We start from the raw sequence: 20450 nt of genomic DNA on the forward strand, positions 1-20450 counted from the left end.
GGCGCGGGCAACGAGTTCGCGCCGCGTGTCACCGCGGCTTCGGCATCGTCGGGGAGACTCACGTTGCTTCTACCTCGCCCGCGCTCCAACGCCTTACCCCTCGTGATAACGAACCCTCCTCCATCGAGAGTGCCCTCGACGGGCACGCGCCATCCTCCACCACTTCCTTGCACCGGTTTTGCAAGTTCGACCGGCCGCCGCGCCACGAAGCGGCAGGCACGGCGAAACGGAAGACCCTGCGCGCACCACCTTTCGAACCGCTTCTCGCACGACCCATCCGCTCCTGCGCCGCCCCCATCGCCCGCCCAGCCTCGCCGTTCTCCCGTCGAACCACCGTTCGCCAAGCGCCGCATTGCCGGATAGAATCCCCGCATCCCGCGCCGCCTCGCACCACCGCCCGGACAGGAACGCGGATTGCTAACCCTGTTGGGTTAAGCATCGGACGACCGCGACCGGGTCGTCGTTTTCGCGCACTTTGACCTCCACATCGACAATGACTACCGACGAATCCAAGACGTCCTCCCCGTCCCCAGCGTCCCGGCCCGACGCGGCGCGGCGCAACGTCGAAACGGGCGTGCCCGGCTTCGACGAGATTCTCGGCGGCGGACTGGTGAGCGGCGGCGTCTATCTGCTCGAAGGGATGGCCGGCGCCGGCAAGACGATCCTGTCCAGCCAGATCGGCTTTCATCGGGTCCGCCAGGGCGAGAAAGTGCTGTACATGACGCTGATCGCCGAGTCGCACGACAAGCTGCTCGGTCATCTGAAAGGCCTGAGCTTCTTCGACGAAACCGCGGTCGCGCAGCAGATGCTGTTCGTGTCCGGCTATCACGAACTGATGCAGGACGGCCTCGACGGCTTCCTGAAGCTGATCGCGTCGAGCATTTACGACTACCGGCCGAGCCTGATGATCATCGACGGTTTTCGCAGCGCGCGCGAATTCAGCGAAACCGAGCTGTCGCTGTCGAAGTTCATTCACGAGCTGAACGCGCTGGTCGCGGCGCTCGACTGCACCACGCTGCTGCTCGCGCCGCTCTCGGGCAACGAGCCGCATCCGGAACACACGCTGGTCGACGGGCTGATCGAGCTGAACCGCTACACCGACGGCATGCGCCGCGCGCGCGAAATCGAAGTGCACAAGATGCGCGCGCGCAATCATCTGATGGGCCGGCACTTCTTCCGCATCGCCGAAAGCGGATTGCTGATGTTCCCGCGGCTCGAAGCGCAATGCGCCCCGCAGCCCGGTCCCGTCGATCTGAAAACGCGGCTCGGCTTCGGCTTGCCGCATCTCGACACCCTGCTCGGCGGCGGCTTCGCACAAGGTTCGACGACCACGCTGATCGGCCCGTCCGGCGTCGGCAAGACGCTGATGTGCCTGCAGTTTCTCGCTGCCGGCCTCGCGCGCGGCGAACGCTGCGTGTATCTCGGCTTCTACGAAGGACCGCAGCGGCTGATCGGCAAGGCTGAAGCGGTGTCGATTCCGCTCGCCGACGCGTGGCGCGACGGTCGCCTGATCGTGCAATGGCAGCCGGCCATCGAGCTCGCCGTCGATGAAGTCGCCGCCAAGGCGCTCGCCACCGTCAAGCAGCATGGCGCGACGCGCATCGTGATCGACGGTGTCGAAGGCTTCCGCGATTCGGCGCTGCGCACCGAGCGCTTCGGGCTGTTTCTCAACGCGCTGCTGCATCAGTTGCGCGAGGCGGCCATCACGACGCTCGTCACCGAGGAACTGCCGCTCTACGCCGACCCCGGTCACGGTCGCAGCGTGCGGGTCTCGGCGCTGACCGAAAACCTGATCCTGCTGCGCTACGCCGAAACGGACACCGGGCTGCGGCGCATGATCTCTGTGGTCAAGCAGCGCGAAAGCCTGCACGACACGTCGCTGCGCGACCTCAGCATTTCATCGCAGGGACTCGACGTGATCGACGGACCGTTGGGCGCCGTCAGCACGCAATCGACGTCCGGACTGTCGGCCACGCTGCAACCGCGGCGCAAAACCTAGCCGCCCATGAAAACCATTCTCGTGGTGGACGACGAGTTCGACATCCTGACCGTGTGGCGGCTGCTGCTGGAGCGGCACGGCTATACGGTGCGCACGGCGTCCAACGGCGCCGCCGCGCTCGAACTGGTCCGCTCGAGCCGGCCCGACATCATCGTGTCCGACTGCATGATGCCGATCATGTCCGGCATGCAGCTGTGCGCGGCGCTATACGCCGACCCCGATCTGCGCGAGATTCCGATCATCCTGTGCAGCGCCGCCGCCGACGTGCCGGCGCAACCGAATCCGCACATTGCGTACGCGCGCAAGCCGCTGTCGTTCGACACGCTGCTGGCGATGCTGGAGCGGATGGGCAGCACGTAACCGGCTATGCTGCGCTCCGGCGCGTGCTGTCGCGCTTTGGGCTGTTGCGCCTTGGCTGTTGCGCCAGAAACCGCCTCTATTCAGCTTCACCCGATCGCTTACCCACTGAAAACTCACGTTGAGACGCTCGCGCCATTTATCGAGCGTCTCCCGCGTTCTGCGAATTGTCTGCGCCTCTTACAGTGAGCCATCGATCGCGCGAAACCGGAACATCGCGGCGCGTCGCAACTTTCGGAGGTCGTCATGAACAGCAATCGTGGTGCGGTTCCCGCTGGCTTCTTCGGGATCGCGGTAGGCGCGCTGGCGTTCGCCAATCTGTGGCGCGTGGCCATTCGCGTGTGGCATCTGCCCGTGCTCGCCGGCAATCTGTTGACGGTCGCGGCGCTCGCCGTGTGGATGGTGTTGCTGTTCGCGTACGCGCACAAGTGGTTCGCGCATGCCAATGAGGCGCGCGCGGAACTCGCGCATCCGGTGCAATCGTCGTTCGTCGCGCTCGCGCCGATCTCCACGCTGCTCGCCGCGCAACTGCTGCAACCGTACGCGCATATCGTCGCGTTGTCGCTGTACGGCATCGCCGCACTCGGGCAACTCGCGCTCGGCGTCTATCTGCACGGCAAGCTGTGGCAAGGCGGCCGCAAGCCAGAATTGACCACGCCGGCAATCTATCTGCCGACGGTCGGCGCAGGCTTCGTCGCGGCGACGAGTTCGGCCGCGTTCGGTTTCCATCAACTCGGCGAGCTGTTCTTCGGCGCCGGCATGCTGTCGTGGCTCGCGCTCGAATCGATGATCCTGCATCGCGCCGCCGTGCATGAGCCGCTGCCCGAAGCGCTGCGTCCGACCTTGGGCGTGCAGCTCGCGCCGCCGGTCGTCGGTGGGGTCGCGTATCTGAGCCTGACGAGCGGCACGCCCGATCTGTTCGCTTACGCGCTGCTCGGCTACGGTCTGTATCAGGCGCTGATGCTACTGCGTTTGCTGCCGTGGATTCGTCAACAGGCGTTCGGGGCCGGCTACTGGGCGTTCAGTTTCGGCGTGGCCGCGCTGCCGACGATGGTGCTGCGCCTGCTCGAACGCGGCGCGACGGGTCCGCTCGAATGGGCCGCGCCGGTTCTGTTCGTCGCGGCCAATGGGATCATCGCGCTGCTGGTGGTGAAGACGCTGCAACTGCTGGTGCAAGGCAAGCTGATTCCGCCGGCCGCGGTTTCGGCTACCGTTCCAACTACTGCACCGGCTCCGGCCGCAGCCCCTGCTCCGGCTGCCCGCTCCACGACGGTTTCGCGCATCGCCCGCGCGCACTGAAACGGGGTCGACGAACCCCACCTATCCACAAGCGGACAACGATCAATGCGGCGAGGCGCGCAAGGCGTCCCGCCGCGTTTGCCTCGGTGTTCGCGTGTGTGTCAGAAGCCGTGCAACGACACGACGATCAACGCCGCGCCGACAATCGCCACCACGTCTTCGATCAGCGCGGCCGGCGCATCGCGCCCGAACATGGCCGCCATCGACGCCCGCGCCTTCGCGCCACCGAGCGTGCCGATCACCGCGCCGACGGCCCCGACCACCGCGCCGAGCACACCGACTATCGATCCGCCCGCCAGTCCCCCGTGCGCGCCGCTGATCGCCGCGCCGCTCAGCGCGCCGAGCACGATGCGCGCGCCGAACTGCAGCGGCACTTTGCGGCTCGGCGTTTCGGGTAATTGGTCGGTAATCAGTTCGATGGCCGCGAGGATCGTGAAGATATACGGCGTGGCGACGAAGCCGAAGAACGCGAGCGGCGTGCCTTGCAGCGGCAGCCATCCCAGACGCGCGGCCCAACTGACGGCGGCGGGAGCAGTCATCGCGCGAAGGCCGGCGACGATGCCGATGAGCAAGGCGAGGACATACACGGACATAGCGGACTCCCGATCGAGGGCAATGATGCACGGTTGCACAAGCCGACGGCTTACCTGGACGAACGTCGGCAGAACATGTCGAGCATTCCATCTGGACAGTCAACTTCTCACCACCTACATCGAGGCAATCCGCTATGGCCGATTACCCCCGTCGATGTGGCCCTAGTGTCGCACAATTCGAGTCGCACATTTCGACGGAGGAAAAACAGGCTCGCAGGCTGTGCGGCAGACGTCGCTAGATCAGCCCCCGTTCGACCGACTCCACCACCAGCGCGCCGACACTCGCGATCGTCGCGTTGTTGCGCGTTGCGTCGCCGGCCGTCTCCGTCAGATACACCGCGACCAGAATCGGACCGCGCTGTGGCGGCCACAGGATCGCAATATCGTTGCTGGTGCCGTGCTCGCCGGCGCCGGTCTTGTCGCCGACGCCCCAGTCGGCCGGCAGCTTCGCGCGAATTCGCGTCGCGCTGGTACGGTTCGCCGCGAGCCACGCGAGCAACCGCATCCGCGAGGCCGTCGACAGCCGCTCGCCCAGCGCGAGTTCGCGCAGATTGCCGAGCATCGCGTTCGGCGTCGTGGTGTCGCGCGGGTCGCCGGGCCTCGCTTCGTTCAGCACCGGTTCGGTCCGATCGAGCCGCGTGAGGCTGTCGCCCAGTCCGCGCGCAAACTCCGTCACCGCAGCCGGGCCGCCGAAGCTCGCGAGCAACAGATTGGCCGCGGTGTTGTCGCTCAGTGTCAGTGCGGCTTTGCACAGCTGCTCCACGCTCATGCCGGCGTCGCCCGTCAACTCGCGGGTGTTTTTGCTGGTCTCCGGCGAATCCTGCACGACGTCCTGCTGCGAGAACACGATGCGCCGCCGCAGATCCTCGACGCCGCGATCCACGCGCGTCAGCACCAGTCCGACGGCAAGCAGCTTGAACGTGCTGCACATCGGGAAGCGCTCGTTGGCGCGCAGGCCTGCGTGCAGGCCCGACGTCGTATCGACGATCGCGACGCCGAGCCGGCCGCCGCTTTGCACTTCGAGCTGTTCGAGCCGTGCGCGCAGAGCGTCAGCACTGGCCAGTCCGGTGTTCGATGCCGCCCCCGTGCGTGTCCTGCCGGTGTTCGTACCGGCATTCGTACTGGCCGAGACATGGCTCGACGTGCCTGCTTTCGCGCTTGTTCGTCCGCTTGCTCGTACGCTTCCACCTGCAATGCCAGCTATCGACATCCCCAGCATCGCGCCCATCGCTCTTCTTCGTGTAATCATCGCAGCTCCCTGTTGGAAGCCGTTACTATCGATTTTCCACGCATCCCTGGCAAACGATGATAAGTTAGCCCACTCACAAGAAAATCTAATGTCTGCACCATGAGACCTTATCTTCCGCTCAACGCGCTGCGCGCGTTCGAATCGTCCGCGCGGCACCTGAGCTTCACGCGCGCCGCTCAGGAGTTGAACGTCACACAGGCCGCCGTCAGCCAGCAGGTCCGCTCGCTCGAGGAACGACTCGGCACCGCGCTGTTCAAGCGCCTACCGCGCGGCCTCGCGATGACCGATGAAGGGCTCGCGCTGCGCCCGGTGCTGTCCGACGCGTTCGATCGCATCGAGGCCGTGCTCAAGCAGTTCGACGGCGGCCATTTTCACGAGGTGTTGACCATCGGCGTGGTCGGCACGTTTGCGGTCGGCTGGCTGATGCCGCGTCTGAAATCGTTCCGCGAAGCGCATCCGTTCGTCGAGTTGCGGCTGCTGACCAACAACAACCTCGTCGATCTCGCGACCGAAGGCCTCGACTTCGCAATCCGTTTCGGCGACGGCACGTGGCCCGGATCGCTCGCCACGAAGCTGCTCGACGCGCCGCTCGCGCTGCTGTGCACACCGGAGGTCGCCACGCGCCTCGCACGCCCCGACGATCTCGCGAACGAAACGCTGCTGCGTTCGTATCGCGTGGACGACTGGATGAACTGGTTCGCGGCCGCCGGCATTGCGCCGCGACCGGTGCGCGGACCGGTGTTCGATTCGTCGCGTTTGATGGTGGAAGCGGCGATGCAGGGCGCAGGCATCGCGCTCGCGCCCGTGTCGATGTTCGAGCATGAGGTCAACACTGGGCGACTGGTGCGGCCCTTCGACATCGAGGTCCACGCGGGAAGTTACTGGCTCACCAGCCTGAAGGGCAAACCGATGACACCGGCGATGGTGCTGTTCAGTCAGTGGATCGTCAAGGAGGCGGCCGCGTGGGGGCGCGCGTGAGTTCGAGGGGTTACGCGGCGGTGCGGCAACAACCGTTCATCGCGGGCCGCTCGGCTTGCGGCGGGAACACGTTCCACGAACCGTCGCCGTGGCGGAAGAAGAAAATCGATAGCAATCCTTCGGGTTTCAGCGCCTGCACGCACACGTAGCGCTGCTGTTGCGATGCCCGATGGCAGAACCGCACGACGCGCGCGGGCATCGACGGCGTGGGCGCGAGCCATTTGTCGACGGCCCAGTGCAAAGTCTTTTCTACGGCGACCATGATGCTCTCCTCGAATCGTCTCGCGCGTCGTCGTGTTCACGCGACTTGCGTCGCTTCCGCGAACCGGGCGCTTTGCTCTTCACGCACCGCGTGAGAGGCACCGCTTTCGACAAACGCCTTCACCAGACACAGCAGCGCGCGCATACCCACGCGCGGATGACGCAGGCACCCATGCACCTGTTCGCTGCGGCTTTCGCCGAGCAGGCACCATGCGCAGAAGTGTTCACAGTTATTGGTCAGCAGGCGGTAACGGTTTTCACCCAGACGCGAGCGCGCGCGGCTCACCGCTTCGGCGCCGACGTAAAGCGCGCTCGGCGTCGCGCGAATAGACAGCGGATGGCCGGCGGCGAAGCGCGCAAGTTCCACTTCCTCGACCGGCCCGCGATGCACCGAACTCGCGAAGCCCGAGTAATGCACCACGTGGCCATTGCCGACGTAGATGCCGTGATGTTCGTAGCCGTTGCGTTGGGTCACCAGATGCGCGCCGATCGGCAGATCGATCGTCGACGATGCGCCGGTGCGCGCGGCGCCGGATTGAGGAGCTTCGCGGGGGATGTCGAGCGTTTGGGTGTTCATAGCTGGCCTCGTTCGCATTTCCAACACTGTTGCGACAGCTTTTGCATCATCCGGGCCATGCGCCGAAAAGCCCTTGTTTACTGGGTTGACGGCGTAGCGAGCGCGTTTCTGAAGAGGAAGTTGTCAGCGCCGGGCCAACAGAATTCGCAGCGGTCTGTTGGCGTACGACGCTCATCTGCACACGCGTCGAGCGACGCGGCGCGGACGTAATGGACGAGTGAGGAAATACCTGGCAGCCCGCATCGATGTGTTGGGTCGTACATCTGTTCGAATGCGGGCGTGTTGGTTATACGCCGACCTATCGTATCGGCCGCGCACAGGGCAAACCTGCGTGACGCACGCCAGTCAACGCGCCGCGCGCCATGCATGCGCCACCGCACCGATTGGCATGGCACTTGCACCATCCGGTGCAGAGTCCATTCAGCCGCGCGCATTGCACACGCGGCCAACCGGAGAACGACATGTCCTGCATCAGCGTACACGACCTCTCGCTGAACCTTGCGCTCGATCGCAAAGCGATGGCCGCGATCCGCGGCGGCGGTGGCGCGCCATGGGTCTATGGCTGGATTCAACCTTACGTACCGCAAACGCCGAGCATCGGGCCCGTCGTCAATCTGTACGAGGTGTCCAACAACTTCTACGCGAACCAGATGATCAACCAGTTCCAGTCGGTCGATGTACGCAACTTCGGCGCGAACTCGAACCTCAACGTCTCGCCCGACGCGCGCAACAGAAACGATATGGTGTAGACGTTGTGACCTGCCCGAGCCAATTTCGCTGGACCTCGTCCGCGCGTTCCGACGTCGGACACGTCCGCGAAATCAACGAAGACGCCTGCCTCGATCAGTCCGATGCCGGACGCTGGGCAGTCGCCGACGGCATGGGCGGACACGCGGTGGGCGACCTCGCGAGCCGCGCGGTGATTGACGCATTGAGCCAATTGAAAACCTCGCGCAGCATCAGAACGCTGATCGCCGATGCGCGTGCGCGTCTGCAAGGCGCGAACCGTCTGCTGCGCGACGAAGCCTCGCGCCGCCAGGTACAGCGCATCGGCAGTACCGTGGTCGTATTGCTCGCATGCGATCGCTTCTGTGGTTACGTGTGGGCCGGCGACAGCCGCATCTACCTGTATCGCGCGGGCCAATTGCGACAACTGACGCGCGATCATAGTCAGGTCGAGGAACTGCGCTCGCTCGGCGTTCTGACCGACGAGGAAGCGCGCCATCATCCGGCGCAGCACATGATCACGCGAGCGGTCGGCGCGACCGACCTGCTCGAACTCGACGACGACGCGATCGAAGTCACCGACGGCGACGTGTTTCTGCTGTGCAGCGACGGACTCAGCAACGAGTTGAGCGACGACGAAATCGCCGGGGTGCTGACCTCGGCGCAGCGCGAGAACGCGAGCGGCGAACTCGTCGAACTGGCACTCGCACGCGGCGGGCGCGACAACATCACCGCGGTCGTGGTCGAGGCGCGGGACCCGAATGCGTCGGAGAAAACCTTGCTGAATCCGGCGCCTTGAGGTGTGTTGTCAACGCGCGGGCATCGCGAATCCGATCCCGCTCAGTCTTCGCCAGTCTCCTCGTCTCTATCGTTCGCACCGTTTTTCGCCGGCTGCCCATTGCGGTTGCGAAAATCCTTCGAATGCAAGCCGTGCTTTTTCAGCAGCATCTGCAGGTGCGAGCGGTTCATGTCGATACGTCGCGCGAGTTCGGCGACCGTGCCGCTCACTTCGCGCAGGCCGCGCTCGAGGAACGCTTTCTCGGCGTCGTCGCTCGCGGCGCGCTTCGCGTCGCTCAACGACATCAGGTTCGCCACGCTGATCGGCTGCTCGCCGCTCGCGTGCGCGCCGTCCGTGAGCGCCGCCGAACCGGGCGCGGCCGGGCGCATATCGAGCGGCAAATGCTCGACGTCGGCCATTTCGCCGGCCAGACACGAGATGCGGTACATCACGTTGCGCAACTCGCGGATATTGCCCGGATACGCGTAGCTCAACAGAAAGTCCCGCAAACGCGGGGTCAATCTGACCGGCCGGCGTTTCAGCGTGCCGGCCGCTTCGTCGCCGAACCACGCAATCAGCAACGGAATTTCGTCGCGACGTTCGCGCAGCGGCGGCAGCGTCACGTGAATCACACTGAGCCGGTAGAACAGATCTTCGCGGAATTTGCCCGCCTCGCTGAGCTGCCGCAGATTGCGATTGGTCGCCGCGACGATACGCGTGTCGACCGCGATCGTTTCATCGGAACCGACACGCTGGATCTCGTGCGCTTCGAGCACGCGCAGCAGCTTCACCTGACCCGCTAATGGCAATTCGCCGATCTCGTCGAGAAAGATCGTGCCCGTATGCGCGCTTTCGAATTTACCCTTGCGGTCGTTCGACGCGCCAGTAAACGCGCCTTTCCGATGCCCGAACAACTCGGACTCCAGCAGATTGTCCGGAATCGCGCCGCAGTTCACCGAAATAAACGGCTTGTCCGCGCGTGCGCCGTTCGCGTGAATCACCTTCGCCATTAACTCCTTGCCGGTACCGCTTTCGCCGTCGATCAACACCGGCAAATCGGTCGGCGCGGCTTTCTCGGCGATTTCGAGTGATTCGAGTAGTCGCGGATTGTCGCCGAACGTACCTTCGAAAATAAAGCTGCGATCGAGCAACGCCTTGCGGCGCGCACCACGCGATTGATCGGCATCCGGCTGCGGCTCGCCAGCGGTTGCCGCCTGCACGAAGCGCTCCTTGTGCGACAACTGCATCACCTCGTCGCGCAACGACGTGGCCTGCCTCAGCAGCTTGTCGATATCGGCGCGTTCGAGCCGCGACGACCAGCGCAGCGTGGAGCGCAGAATCTCGATCCGTTCGATCAATCCCGCGTAGGAAATCGCGGGACTCGTCTCTTCAGTCTGGTCGAGTATCTTCATCATGATGCACTCAACTGTTTCTGCACGAGTTGATAGTACATGCCGCCGCGCTGAATCAGCTCGTCGTGGCGGCCCTGTTCGACGATCGCGCCTTCGTACAGCACCAGAATCTTGTCCGCGCGCATGATCGTACTGAGCCGATGCGCGATGATCACCGCGGTACGGCCTTTCAGGATGTCGTGCATGTTGCCGAGAATATTGCTTTCCGATTGCGAATCGAGCGCCGACGTCGCCTCGTCGAAGACCAGCAGACGCGGATCGTGATACAGCGCACGCGCAATACATAGCCGCTGGATCTGGCCGCCCGACAAACCGATGCCGCGCTCGCCGACAATCTGCTCGTAGCCGAGCGGCATCTTGCTGATAAAGCCGTGCGCGTCGGCCATCTTCGCGACTTCTTCGATGCGGCGCCGCTCCGGTGCGTCGTCGCCGCTCGCAATGTTCTCGGCAATCGTGCCGGAAAACAGCAGATTGCTTTGCATCACATAGCCGATCTGCGCGCGATAATAGGCTTTATCGATAACGCCGGCGTCGTAACCGTCGATTGTCATCTTGCCTTCGCTCGGCTGATAGAAGCCGACCAGCAGTTTCGCGAGCGTGGTCTTGCCCGAGCCGCTACGCCCGACAATCGCGACCAGCTCGCCGGGTTTGATATCGAAGCTGATGTTCTCCAGCACATAGGCGGCATCGTCTTCGCCATAGCGGAAGTACACGCCCTGCAGGCTGATCTCGCCCTGGAGTTCCGGCAGCATCACGCGCGACGGCAAGTCCTGCGGCTTCTGCTCCGGGTCGATATCGAGCACGTCGCCGAGCCGTTCCATCGCCACACCGGCATCGTTCAGCATGCTCCACAAGCCGACCAGCCCCATCAGCGGACTCAATACGCTGCCCATGAACGCATTGAACGCAATCAGCTGACCGATCGTCAATTCGCGCGCGAGCACCAGGTTCGCGCCGACCCACAGAATCGCAATCGTGGTCGCCGCATTGAGCAACTGACTACCGAAGCCGACCAGGATATTGAACGCATGCGCGCGATACTGCAATTCGAGCGCTTTCGCGTATTTCTTCTCCCAGCGCAAACGTACCGGCCGTTCGATACCCATACCCTTGACGGTTTCGACACCGGACAGCGCCTCCATCAGAAACGACTTCGCCTCGGTCGATGCGGTGAACACCTCGCGCGCATACGTCTTGATCTTCGGCGTCGCGACGACGGTCAACGCCATGATAGGAACGACGAACGCGATCAGCACCAGCGTCATCTTCACGTTGTAGACGAACATGATCGTGAAGTAGATGAACACCATCAGCAGATTCAATGCGGTCGTAACCGTCGATTCGGTCAGGAACGCACGGATCGTCTGGTTCTCCTGAAAGCGCGCGAAAATATCGCCGGTCTTGCGCTTCGCGAAGAACGAGAACGGTAGCGACAACGTATGCCTGAAGAACTGCGACATCATCGCGAAGTCCATATTCCGGACCATGAAGTTCGCCAGATACGCGCGAATCGTCGACATCAACTGCGAGAACACGTTGGAGATGATCAGACCGCCTATCAGCATATGCAGCAGGCTGACGTTCTGATGCACGATCACACCGTCGAGAATGTTCTGAATGATCAGCGGTGGAATCACGCCGAGCACCTGAATCACGAAGGTCGCGAGAAACAGATAGCCGAGTATCTTCCGGTACGGCTTCAGATACCCGACGAAGCGAATCCACGGCGAGCGCGCAGCGGAAATCTGCAGCAATTGCGCACCGCCGCTAAACAGCAGACACGTACCGCTCCAGCCGCGCTCGAAATCTTCGACGCTCAATTTCCGGAAGCCGAGCGCCGGATCGGCCACCCATACATAGTCCTTCGACAGGCCATACACGACCACGTAGTGATAGCCCTCCCAATGCACGATAAACGGCAGATCGAAGCCGCGTAGCGAATCGAACGTGCATTGCACGCCGCGCGTCGTGAAGCCCAGCGATTCGCCGGCGCGCGCGAGACTGTCGAGTGTCGCGCCTTGCGTGGTCACGTTCGCGAGTTCGCGCAGCTTGCCGAGCGTCATCGGAATGCCGTAGTGGCGGCAGATCATCGCGAGACACGCGGCGCCGCAATCCATTTCCTCGGCCTGCTCGACGAGCGCGAAACGTCGGATGATCTTTTCGCCGAGTTCCGGCTTGCTCTGCAGATCGAGCATCAACGGCAGCTTGCGCCGCTGCTCGACGCGCTTTTGCCGCTGCAATTCGCGGTCGCCGTAGCGGATGCGGTCGTCGAGCACTTCGCGCAGTTTCGGATTGCGTTCGAGTATGAAGTGAACGGTGCGCTCGGGAATGACCAGCAGACGCGTGTCGGTCGTGGCCACCACCGAGGCCGTCTGTTCCTGCCGCATCAGGCAGGCTTTTTCGCCGAAGATCTCGCCTTCGCCGAGCGTCGCGAGGGTGTAGTCGTGTCCGTCCTCTTGCCGGACAATGCGCACCTGGCCTTGCCGCACCACGTACAGCCGCCGGTCATCGCGACTGTCCTGCTTCAGAATCTCCTTGCCCGCGACCACACGTTTCGCACCTACGCTGCGCACGTACTCTTCGAGCTCGGCCTTGTTCAGCTTGCCGCGCAGATCGAACAGTTGCGCGACGAAGCCGCCCGCCGAATTGATCGCGACATAGCTGGCGACGAACGCCAACGCGGCGGGGTTAGCCGCCATCATCGGTTCGATTGCGGCGCGCGGAATAAAGAGCAGTTCGGTTTTGGCCGACGCCCGCACCGACGCTTCATGGACATACGTGCGCAGCATCGCGATGTCGGCGAAAATCTCGCCCGACTTGCGCACGCCCATGCTGGTTTCCTTGCCATGCTCTTCGGTGAAGATCCGCACCGAGCCCGAGCGGATCACGTATAGACCGTCCGCCATCTCGCCTGTCGAGCACACCGTTTCGCCAAACGAATAGAAACGCGACTGCGCGCATTCGGCAAGCTGCTCGATCTCGTCGCGCGAGAACGGTGACAGAATCTCCACCGAGGCGAGAAACTCGGCGGTGGAAGGCGCGGAGGGTGCGGTCTGCGGAGCGTCCATGAGCAGGCGAGCCTTGTGCTCGCGGACGCGCTAGCGCGCTTCGATCACGTGTTCCTGCGCGCGGGCAATCAGCCAGCCTTCGCGCAGCAAACGACGGATTTCGGTGGCCACGTCCGCATCGAGCATGGCCGGATATTTGGCCGTCACCGCAAAGATCTCGAAGCACGAGCGGTCCGCGGACGGAAACGGTCCGAGCAGATCGCCGACCGCCGCATTGAAAATCTTCGCCTCGATCTCAGGCTTCAGCGAGCCGCGCAGCACCTTGCCGATCACGCCGCCCGATTCCCGCGTATCGGCAATCGAATGCTCGCGCGCCATCTCGGCAAAGGCATCCGGATCGTCGCGCAGATACGAGATCATTTCCTTCGCCTTGCCGTCGCTGTCGAGCACGATATGGCTCACTTCGATCGCGTCGAACTTCGGCGAATTCAGCGCGAAATAATCGCGAATCGCCGCGTCGTTGCCAATCTCATCGAGCATCTTCTCCTGATACAGCCCGTCGGTAATGAAGACCTCAAATTCGTCGAGACTCACGTGCAGCGCGTCGAGATAATGATTCATGTCCGCCGCGCGGTGCAGCCCGCGCACCCGGCGAAACTGGTCGGCGCGCTGCTGGATTTCGTCGGCCGTCACCGCGACGCCCTGCTTTTTCGCGGCATGCACGGTCAGCTTGTCGCGCACGATCTGCTCTATCAGGCTTTCGAACTGGCCCGTCAGTTTCAGAAGACGAATGAACTCGGCGACGTCCACGACTTCGTCATCGATACGCACTATCGCGGTCATTTGATTCGCTCCTTGGTTATTGCCACGCTCAACCCGCCACCTGCCTGAACGGATCGAGACCGAGATCGATCAGACGCCGCTCACGCACCACGATTTCCGCACTGGCCGTCATGCCGTAGCGCAACGGATAACGCGTGCCGGCGACCTGGTAATAGTCACGATCGAGCGTCACGCGGCCTTCATAGACCGGCTGCTTGTCCTGTACCGAAGGCTTGGTGGCCGGCGAGATATAAGCGAGCGTGCCGCTGATCAACCCATAGCGCTGATACGGAAATGCATTGAACTTCATCTTGACCGTCTGGCCTTCGTGTAGAAAAGCGCGGTCGTGCTCGGCGATTTCGATCTTCAGTATCGGCTTCGCGTCTTTCGGTGCGATGCCGCCGAGCGGCGCATTCGCCTGAATCTTGTCGCCGCGTTGGGTCGACGTGACATCCGTAATCACGCCGGAAACAGGCGCGAGAATCAGCAGGAAATTGTCTTTATCGATGTTCTCGAAGCGAACCCGCGCGGCTGCGTCGGCTTCCAGACGCGCGCTTTGCAATTGCACGCGCAGCTTGTCTTCCGCGTCGGTGATGTCGCGCACGGCCGAATCGTATTGCAGTTGCAGATCGGCGCTTTGCTGACCGCTGGTCGCTAGTTGCGCATTGGCCTGCGCATATTCGTGGCTCAGGCGGAAATCGAGTTCCGCCAGCTTCGATTGCGCGACGCGGTACGCGTTATCCGCTTCGAGCGCGGCCGTGCGTTTCTGCTCAACCTGCAATTCGGCGACACCGCCGCCGCCCGGTTGCGCGAACAACTGCGAATAGCGTTCGAGTTCCTGACGCGCCGCTTCGCGCACTCGGCGCGCATTGTCGAGCGAACTACGCGCTTCGTCGAGTTCGGCCTTCTGCCCTTCGGCAAGCTTCGTCGTGCCTTCCGAAATACGGTTCTCGTGTAACTTCGCTTCCACTTCGAGCTGTGCTTTCAGCGACGCAGCCTTGCGTTCCATTAGCGCTTTCTTGTCCGGAAACTGCTTCCATTCGCGCTCGGCGTCTTCCAGCTTCAGTTGCGCCTGCAATGCATTGCTCGCTGCCTCGATTGCACCGCGCGCATTGAGCCGCGCGAGCACGTCGCCTTTCGACACCGGTTGTCCTTCAGCGATATAGAGGTCGGCGAGTTCGCCGTCGATGGGCGCATAAATGCGCCGCACTTCCGATTCCGGCGACAACGTGCCGGGCGCACTGACAATCACGTCCGCGCGCCCGACGAACGACCACAGCAATCCCGCCACGACCAGCCCGACCATCGCCCAGATCAGCGCGCGCGCAATCCGTACCGGCTCGGCAGTCAGAATCGCAATGCCTTCGACGCTGTGATCTTCGAGCGCTTCCGACAACGGTCTAGGGTGCGGATCGCGTTTCACTCTGATCGCCTCCAATCAACGCGAGCTTCGCTTTGAGCAGCTCAGGGTCCAGCACCATCCGCAATTCGGTCAACGAGCGGCGCTGCAAATTCGCTTCGGCCTCGATATCCGCGAGCAGGCGGTCGAAGTCGGCGGGATGGTCGGCCTTCAGTTGCGTGTAGATGCGCATGCCTTGCCGCGCCGCGGTTTGCGCATCGGACAGCAAACGCGCCTCGCTGCGAAAGCCCGGCGAGATGCCCGCTTCGAGACGCTGCGTGCCGCCGATCGGCCCACTTGCGCGGTACGCTTTCCATAGGCTTTGCGCGCGCAGCAGCAGATCCTGCGCACGGGCCAAAGCTTTATCGTGAATCGCCGCGACGTCTTTCTGAATGGCCTGGACGAACCACGCATCCGTTTGCGGATCGAGACTCGCGTAGAACGACAGCAGACGCTGGTCGTAATCTTTATCGCCGTGTGCTTTCTGCAGCTCCGCGTATTGATCCGCAAGGGTCTTCCTGTGCGCGGCTTCCGCCGCAAGCACGTCCGACCACGGGTTCTCCGGTATCGCCTGCAGATCGCTCAACGCCTGCTGCGTATCGCCCCGTTGCCATTCGGCGTCGACCGTGTTCTGACGCTGCACGATCTCCGCCGACGGCAAACGCGTGGCGGCGAGCTGCCGGAATTGCGCCTGAAAAGGCGGCGTATTGAAACGCGCCGTTTTCATCATCGCCAACAGCGACGCTAATTGGCGGCTCAGCGCGGCATTCAGCAACGCCGTGTATTGACGCAAATCCTCACGCACGCGGTCCAGCCCCGCGAGGCGCGGATAACGCTGCGCGTAATCGTCGAGTACCGGCGGCAGCGCATCGGGTTTGTCGCGCGCGAGTTCGGCGCGAATCACGCCGTTCAGTCGATCGATCGCCGCAACGTACACCGAATCGTCGCTCTCGAGCTTGCGCAGATGACTGAGCGCCAGCGCGTACGGCTCCGCGAATACCGGCACGTAACTCGCGATGCGATCGAGCGCGCGTTGATGGCTCCTCGCATCGTCGTCCCAGCGTTGCAGCAGATTGCTGATCGTCGCTTCGTCGGTATACATGCGGATCGGCGCATCGACGCCGCCGCGCGCCGCGACGAAGCGTTCGAGATCGCCGACCCACTGCAATTCGCCGACCAGTGACGCGGCATCGGCGTTATTCGCGCTCAATGCCCTCATGTCTTTCAGCAACGTGTCGGCCTGATCGAACTGCGCCTTTTCCAGTGCATTGAGCCAGCCGGGTAGTTTCGCTTTCATCAGCGCTTCGCTAGCCAGCGAGCTGACTTTCGTATCGGCGGGATGACTGCTCAGATAGACGCCTGCGGCGGAAACCGCGTTCGTATAGTCGCCGCTCGCCAGCAGGTTCTTCAGTTCGCGCTCCGACGAACCATGCAGATAGAGGCCCACGCCGAGTGCCACCACGATCGCGACACCCGCGCCACCCCACGCCGCGGCGCGCCGGAAGTTGGTGCGTTCGCCATCCGCGAGGGTCCTGTGCAGTTCGCCGGCAAGCAGGCGCCAGCGGCGCGGTTTGCGCTTCATCGCGCTTTGGGTCGCGCCTTTTGTGGCGCCTGTGCCGTCGCGAGTACTTTTGCCGCTCGCGGCGCCGTTGCTGCCTGCGTCATTCGTTGCACCCGAGTTTCTGGTGCTTCTCGCGTTCTGTGCGCGATTCGTCGATGTACCGGCTCCTTCGCGTTTCGCACGCGCGGACGCTGGCTGCGCAGCTTCATTGACTTCGTCCTCGCGCTGCAGCGCCGGATCGACGCAAAAGATCTCGAGAAACGAGTGCGCGGTGCCAACGAAAGTGGTCTTGTCGGCGTCGGCGGCACTATCGGCGGCGGGATTGAGGGAGAGCTGGGTCACGGTCGGCTCGGCGTCGGAAGATTTCTGTAGCGACACCCTGTAGACGAAGTGATCGCCGCCAAATGCAACGACGTCGCCCTCCACAAGCGCCAGCGCCGATTCGTCGAGCCGCCTGCCGTTCACGAACGTGCCGTTGGTGCTGCCAAGATCTTCGACGTATAACTCGCCGCCTTTCAGAAACAGATGCGCATGACGCCGCGAAATGTAATTGACCTGATGCGGATAGCGATCCTTGTAACGCGCGAACACCTCGTCCGTTTTGCTGACGAGAAACGGAAAAGCCAGCACGTCGACCGGTTGCAGACCCAGATCGTCGCGCTGCGGCACCAGCAGCAAATGCGAAGGCGCAGACGCGCTGCTCGCCGCGACGATACGCGCGCGCGGTTCGATGCCGAGTCGATAACAGAGATCGCCGCCAAAGCACAACTGGTCGCCCGCGCGCACGCGCGCCGGTGCCTGACGCACCGCGACGCCGTTGACCGTCGTGCCGTTCTTGCTGCCGAGGTCGGCGACATACACCACGCCATGTTCAATGAAAACGCGTGCATGACGGCGCGACAGACTCGCGGTCCATTGCGCCGGATAGTCGTTGAACGGTGCTTCACTGCGGCCGATAGCGAACAGATTGTCGACGATGCGAATAACGTCGAGCGCGGGGCGCTGCGCGGACGCAACCGGTGACAGCACTACGTCGAAGGCAGCGTCCACTGTCGCGCGCATCTCAGCAATCGGGGCTTCGCCGGCGGCCATTTTCTCTGGATCACTAAGCGTTTACCCGGCGCGGCGAGAACGCGACGGAAGCGAGGATAAACCACTGCGGCGCGACGACATTGTTGTAAACGCCGCGCAAACGCTGCCCGCTAAAAGATTGTAAGTCACGCATGACGAGAGTCAATTTCCATATTCCCGGGTGAGAAAACAGTGGGTAAGTCGTCGTCGGCCTAAATACCCGCGTTGCACGCCAACTCGCGGATTAGCTCAATGCTTCGTTACTTCTCTTTGACTTGCGCTTGCACGTCGACACCAGGCCAACCGCCGCCGAGCGCCTTATAAAGCAGAACAGTGTCGGACAGAATCAATTGATGGCTTTCCAGCAATTGCTGCTGCGCATCCAGCAAGGTCCGCTCGGTCTCGAAGACTTCGAGCTGCGACACCACGCCAAGCCGCAATTGCGACTGGATCTGATCAGCGACGGTTTGCAGACGTGCCACCTGTTGCAGCAATTCCGCGCGCTGCGCCTTATGGGCACTCAGATTGACCAGCGTGTTCTCCACTTCCTCGAACGCACCCATCACCGCCACCCGATATTGCTGCTCGGCGACTTTCGATTGCGCCTGGGTCACCTTCACATGCGCGCGCGTGCCGGGATCGAGCAAGGGAATATCGATGCTCGGCATCAGGCCGAACGTGAACGATTTCAGCAACTGGTTCAATGCGTAACTCGCGGTGCCGCCATGTGCGGTCAGGCCGATGGTCGGCAATTGCGCGAGCTTGGCTTGTCCCACCAGGTCATAGGCCTCCAATACCCTGAATTCGGCGGCCACGACGTCGGGCCGCCGCGACAGGAGTTGCGCGGGCAAACCGTCCGGCACGTCGGGCAATTTCACGCGGTCCTGCAAATGGCCTTGCGGCAGGTCGAATTCACCGGCAGGCACCCCGAGCAACGTACACAGCGCGTTGTTCGACACCGCACGCGAGCGGCGCAATTCGTATAGGTCGTGAGTCAGACGGTTGATTTCCGCCTGCTGCCGCAATACCTGGGTTTGCGGCACGAGGCCGTTACGCGCCTGGCCCTGGTAGATCGTCAGAATCTGCTGGTTCGTCGCGAGCGTCTTTTGCTGCTGCGCGATCTGGTCGTCGAATTGCAGGATCTGGAAATAGGTACTGGACACGTTCGCGACCAGTTCGAGATAACCCGCGCGCCAGTCCGCTTCCGTCGCGTGAAACTCGGCCTTCTGCGCCTGCACACCTTTCTCGACTTTGCCCCAGATATCGATGTCCCAATTCACCTGCGCCGCGAGGTTGTAGGTCTTCGAAAACGCCTGACCGGTGGTCTTTTCGAAATCGGCGCCGGCGCCGAGATCCATCGTCGGCAACGCGCCCGCTTTTGCTTCGCTGATCTGCGTATGCGCGACTTCGATGCGCGCGGCCAGTACCTGAATGTCGAAGTTGCCCGCAATCGCCTTGTCGATCAGTGTGTTCAGGTACGGGTCCTGGAAGCCTTTCCACCAGTCGGCCTCGATCGTTTCTGCCGCCGTAACCGAGGCGCCTTTGCGATCCGACCATGCGGCCTTGGCCGGTGTATCGGGACGTTGGTACGCCGGTATGCTGACGTCGATGCAGGCGCAGAGCGAAAACGCGCACACCGTCGCCACGCAAACGCCGCGCAGCAAACTGGAAAAATTCCGACGTTCCGGCAAATCGAACGATGAAACGGGCAACGGTGACACGATAGTCTCCAATGACACCCAGCTGTTTCGCGGAAAACTCGCCACCACAGGCCAAAGCACTTCCATTCCGCTTCGGTGCCGAAGCGGCGCAAAGTCGGTGCGGGGATCGATAAAACGCGCGGGGTGCGTGGACAGGACGATTGAACGGGCGATCTTTTTGAGCGACGCGGGCGTGGCGCGCTGCACACACGCGGCCGCTCGGGCCGCGCGTGCGTCGTGCCGCTCAGGACACGAAGATGTTGTTGTTCGACGTGATGTGCGGATCGATCGTGGTCGTGGTGCCCGCGACGAGCGCCGAGTTGTTGCCGTTCGCGCTTTCGATATTCATCGCCGTGCTGATCATCTGCGTCGCGGTGACGTTCTTGCTGTTGTTCGGCGCATACACGGGCGCGAAGCTGTAATACGACGAACCCATCGGGAAGTAATAGCCGTTACCGCCCCGCACGGCGCTCATCGCCTTGCTATCGAGTTGTTCGGTATTGGACAGGTCCTTGATCATCAGCATGTTCATGACAAATCTCCTGGAAAGGGAAAGCGCATCGTGCGTCGTTGGGATTCGAGCAACTGATCTGCTCGGACGCTATCAACGCATGAGCTATGCCAGTCATGCCCAGTTTTCCTTCTCCATTCGCCGGCGCC

Annotated in this window: 17 protein-coding genes; 6 read left to right on the top strand and 11 right to left on the bottom strand. The window is 62.8% G+C overall.

Features of this window, described 5'->3' with window-relative positions; all coding sequences use genetic code 11:
* Positions 1-493: 493 nt before the first annotated feature.
* From HHL14_RS16680 to tehA, 3 genes are all read left to right on the top strand, one after another.
* Positions 494-1999, top strand: a complete 1506-nt coding sequence (locus HHL14_RS16680; protein WP_169498719.1) for an ATPase domain-containing protein — start codon at positions 494-496, stop codon at positions 1997-1999.
* A 6-nt stretch (positions 2000-2005) separates the two neighbouring features.
* Positions 2006-2359 carry a response regulator gene (locus HHL14_RS16685; RefSeq protein ID WP_169498720.1) on the top strand — a complete coding sequence of 118 codons (354 nt, stop codon included), beginning with the start codon at positions 2006-2008 and terminating at the stop codon, positions 2357-2359.
* Between the two features lie 243 nt (positions 2360-2602).
* Entirely contained in the window at positions 2603-3655 is a 1053-nt protein-coding gene (tehA, locus tag HHL14_RS16690; RefSeq protein WP_169498721.1) for a dicarboxylate transporter/tellurite-resistance protein TehA, read from the top strand.
* Between the two features lie 101 nt (positions 3656-3756).
* Here tehA and HHL14_RS16695 read toward each other — a convergent pair whose 3' ends face one another.
* Both HHL14_RS16695 and bla read right to left on the bottom strand, forming a co-directional pair.
* Positions 3757-4248 carry a DUF4126 domain-containing protein gene (locus tag HHL14_RS16695; RefSeq protein WP_169498722.1) on the bottom strand — a complete coding sequence of 164 codons (492 nt, stop codon included), beginning with the start codon at positions 4246-4248 and terminating at the stop codon, positions 3757-3759.
* A 235-nt stretch (positions 4249-4483) separates the two neighbouring features.
* Positions 4484-5497 carry a class A beta-lactamase gene (gene bla / locus HHL14_RS16700; protein ID WP_169498723.1) on the bottom strand — a complete coding sequence of 338 codons (1014 nt, stop codon included), beginning with the start codon at positions 5495-5497 and terminating at the stop codon, positions 4484-4486.
* Between the two features lie 99 nt (positions 5498-5596).
* Between bla and HHL14_RS16705 the strand changes: the two genes are divergently transcribed.
* A complete protein-coding gene (locus tag HHL14_RS16705; RefSeq protein ID WP_169498724.1) occupies positions 5597-6475 on the top strand; it encodes a LysR family transcriptional regulator in 879 nt (292 codons plus the stop codon).
* Between the two features lie 10 nt (positions 6476-6485).
* On the opposite strand, the gene HHL14_RS16710 is transcribed toward HHL14_RS16705, so the two are convergent.
* Entirely contained in the window at positions 6486-6737 is a 252-nt protein-coding gene (locus HHL14_RS16710; protein ID WP_169498725.1) for a hypothetical protein, read from the bottom strand.
* A 36-nt stretch (positions 6738-6773) separates the two neighbouring features.
* Positions 6774-7313 carry a lecithin retinol acyltransferase family protein gene (locus HHL14_RS16715; protein WP_169498726.1) on the bottom strand — a complete coding sequence of 180 codons (540 nt, stop codon included), beginning with the start codon at positions 7311-7313 and terminating at the stop codon, positions 6774-6776.
* A gap of 461 nt (positions 7314-7774) precedes the next feature.
* On the opposite strand from HHL14_RS16715, the gene HHL14_RS16720 reads away from it, so the two are divergent.
* Together HHL14_RS16720 and HHL14_RS16725 are read left to right on the top strand one after the other, a co-directional pair.
* Complete coding sequence (locus HHL14_RS16720) at positions 7775-8062, top strand: hypothetical protein (protein WP_169498727.1); 288 nt, start codon at positions 7775-7777, stop codon at positions 8060-8062.
* A 5-nt stretch (positions 8063-8067) separates the two neighbouring features.
* Positions 8068-8838, top strand: a complete 771-nt coding sequence (locus HHL14_RS16725; protein WP_169498728.1) for a PP2C family protein-serine/threonine phosphatase — start codon at positions 8068-8070, stop codon at positions 8836-8838.
* A 41-nt stretch (positions 8839-8879) separates the two neighbouring features.
* Here HHL14_RS16725 and HHL14_RS16730 read toward each other — a convergent pair whose 3' ends face one another.
* From HHL14_RS16730 to HHL14_RS16760, 7 genes are all read right to left on the bottom strand, one after another.
* Positions 8880-10232, bottom strand: a complete 1353-nt coding sequence (locus HHL14_RS16730) for a sigma-54 interaction domain-containing protein (protein WP_169498729.1) — start codon at positions 10230-10232, stop codon at positions 8880-8882.
* Entirely contained in the window at positions 10229-13297 is a 3069-nt protein-coding gene (locus HHL14_RS16735) for a peptidase domain-containing ABC transporter (RefSeq protein WP_169498730.1), read from the bottom strand. Before HHL14_RS16735 ends, HHL14_RS16730 begins: the two co-directional genes overlap by 4 nt.
* A 30-nt stretch (positions 13298-13327) precedes the next feature.
* Positions 13328-14080: a peptidylprolyl isomerase gene (locus HHL14_RS16740; protein ID WP_169498731.1), complete on the bottom strand. Its 753-nt coding sequence runs from the start codon at positions 14078-14080 to the stop codon at positions 13328-13330.
* A 28-nt stretch (positions 14081-14108) separates the two neighbouring features.
* Entirely contained in the window at positions 14109-15482 is a 1374-nt protein-coding gene (locus HHL14_RS16745; RefSeq protein ID WP_169498732.1) for an HlyD family efflux transporter periplasmic adaptor subunit, read from the bottom strand.
* Positions 15460-18111, bottom strand: coding sequence for an FHA domain-containing protein (locus HHL14_RS16750; RefSeq protein ID WP_169498733.1), 2652 nt, complete (start codon positions 18109-18111; stop codon positions 15460-15462). The genes HHL14_RS16745 and HHL14_RS16750 overlap by 23 nt, the downstream gene beginning before the upstream one ends.
* A 239-nt stretch (positions 18112-18350) precedes the next feature.
* Complete coding sequence (locus HHL14_RS16755) at positions 18351-19811, bottom strand: efflux transporter outer membrane subunit (protein WP_407945289.1); 1461 nt, start codon at positions 19809-19811, stop codon at positions 18351-18353.
* Between the two features lie 223 nt (positions 19812-20034).
* On the bottom strand, positions 20035-20322 hold the full coding sequence (locus HHL14_RS16760; RefSeq protein WP_169498735.1) for a hypothetical protein: 288 nt from the start codon (positions 20320-20322) through the stop codon (positions 20035-20037).
* Positions 20323-20450 lie beyond the last annotated feature (128 nt).

The sequence above is a fragment of the Paraburkholderia antibiotica genome (assembly GCF_012927125.1).
GTDB classification, from domain to species: Bacteria; Pseudomonadota; Gammaproteobacteria; order Burkholderiales; family Burkholderiaceae; genus Paraburkholderia; species Paraburkholderia antibiotica.

What these genes read in the sequence shown, in the direction of transcription:
- HHL14_RS16750 (WP_169498733.1), bottom strand. Translation starts at nt 18,111, where the DNA reads ATGGCCGCCGGCGAAGCCCCGATTGCTGAGATGCGCGCGACAGTGGAC.
- HHL14_RS16720 (WP_169498727.1), top strand. Translation starts at nt 7,775, where the DNA reads ATGTCCTGCATCAGCGTACACGACCTCTCGCTGAACCTTGCGCTCGAT.
- HHL14_RS16735 (WP_169498730.1), bottom strand. Translation starts at nt 13,297, where the DNA reads ATGGACGCTCCGCAGACCGCACCCTCCGCGCCTTCCACCGCCGAGTTT.
- HHL14_RS16685 (WP_169498720.1), top strand. Translation starts at nt 2,006, where the DNA reads ATGAAAACCATTCTCGTGGTGGACGACGAGTTCGACATCCTGACCGTG.
- tehA (WP_169498721.1), top strand. Translation starts at nt 2,603, where the DNA reads ATGAACAGCAATCGTGGTGCGGTTCCCGCTGGCTTCTTCGGGATCGCG.
- HHL14_RS16715 (WP_169498726.1), bottom strand. Translation starts at nt 7,313, where the DNA reads ATGAACACCCAAACGCTCGACATCCCCCGCGAAGCTCCTCAATCCGGC.
- HHL14_RS16760 (WP_169498735.1), bottom strand. Translation starts at nt 20,322, where the DNA reads ATGAACATGCTGATGATCAAGGACCTGTCCAATACCGAACAACTCGAT.
- HHL14_RS16680 (WP_169498719.1), top strand. Translation starts at nt 494, where the DNA reads ATGACTACCGACGAATCCAAGACGTCCTCCCCGTCCCCAGCGTCCCGG.
- bla (WP_169498723.1), bottom strand. Translation starts at nt 5,497, where the DNA reads ATGATTACACGAAGAAGAGCGATGGGCGCGATGCTGGGGATGTCGATA.
- HHL14_RS16710 (WP_169498725.1), bottom strand. Translation starts at nt 6,737, where the DNA reads ATGGTCGCCGTAGAAAAGACTTTGCACTGGGCCGTCGACAAATGGCTC.
- HHL14_RS16730 (WP_169498729.1), bottom strand. Translation starts at nt 10,232, where the DNA reads ATGATGAAGATACTCGACCAGACTGAAGAGACGAGTCCCGCGATTTCC.
- HHL14_RS16705 (WP_169498724.1), top strand. Translation starts at nt 5,597, where the DNA reads ATGAGACCTTATCTTCCGCTCAACGCGCTGCGCGCGTTCGAATCGTCC.
- HHL14_RS16740 (WP_169498731.1), bottom strand. Translation starts at nt 14,080, where the DNA reads ATGACCGCGATAGTGCGTATCGATGACGAAGTCGTGGACGTCGCCGAG.
- HHL14_RS16695 (WP_169498722.1), bottom strand. Translation starts at nt 4,248, where the DNA reads ATGTCCGTGTATGTCCTCGCCTTGCTCATCGGCATCGTCGCCGGCCTT.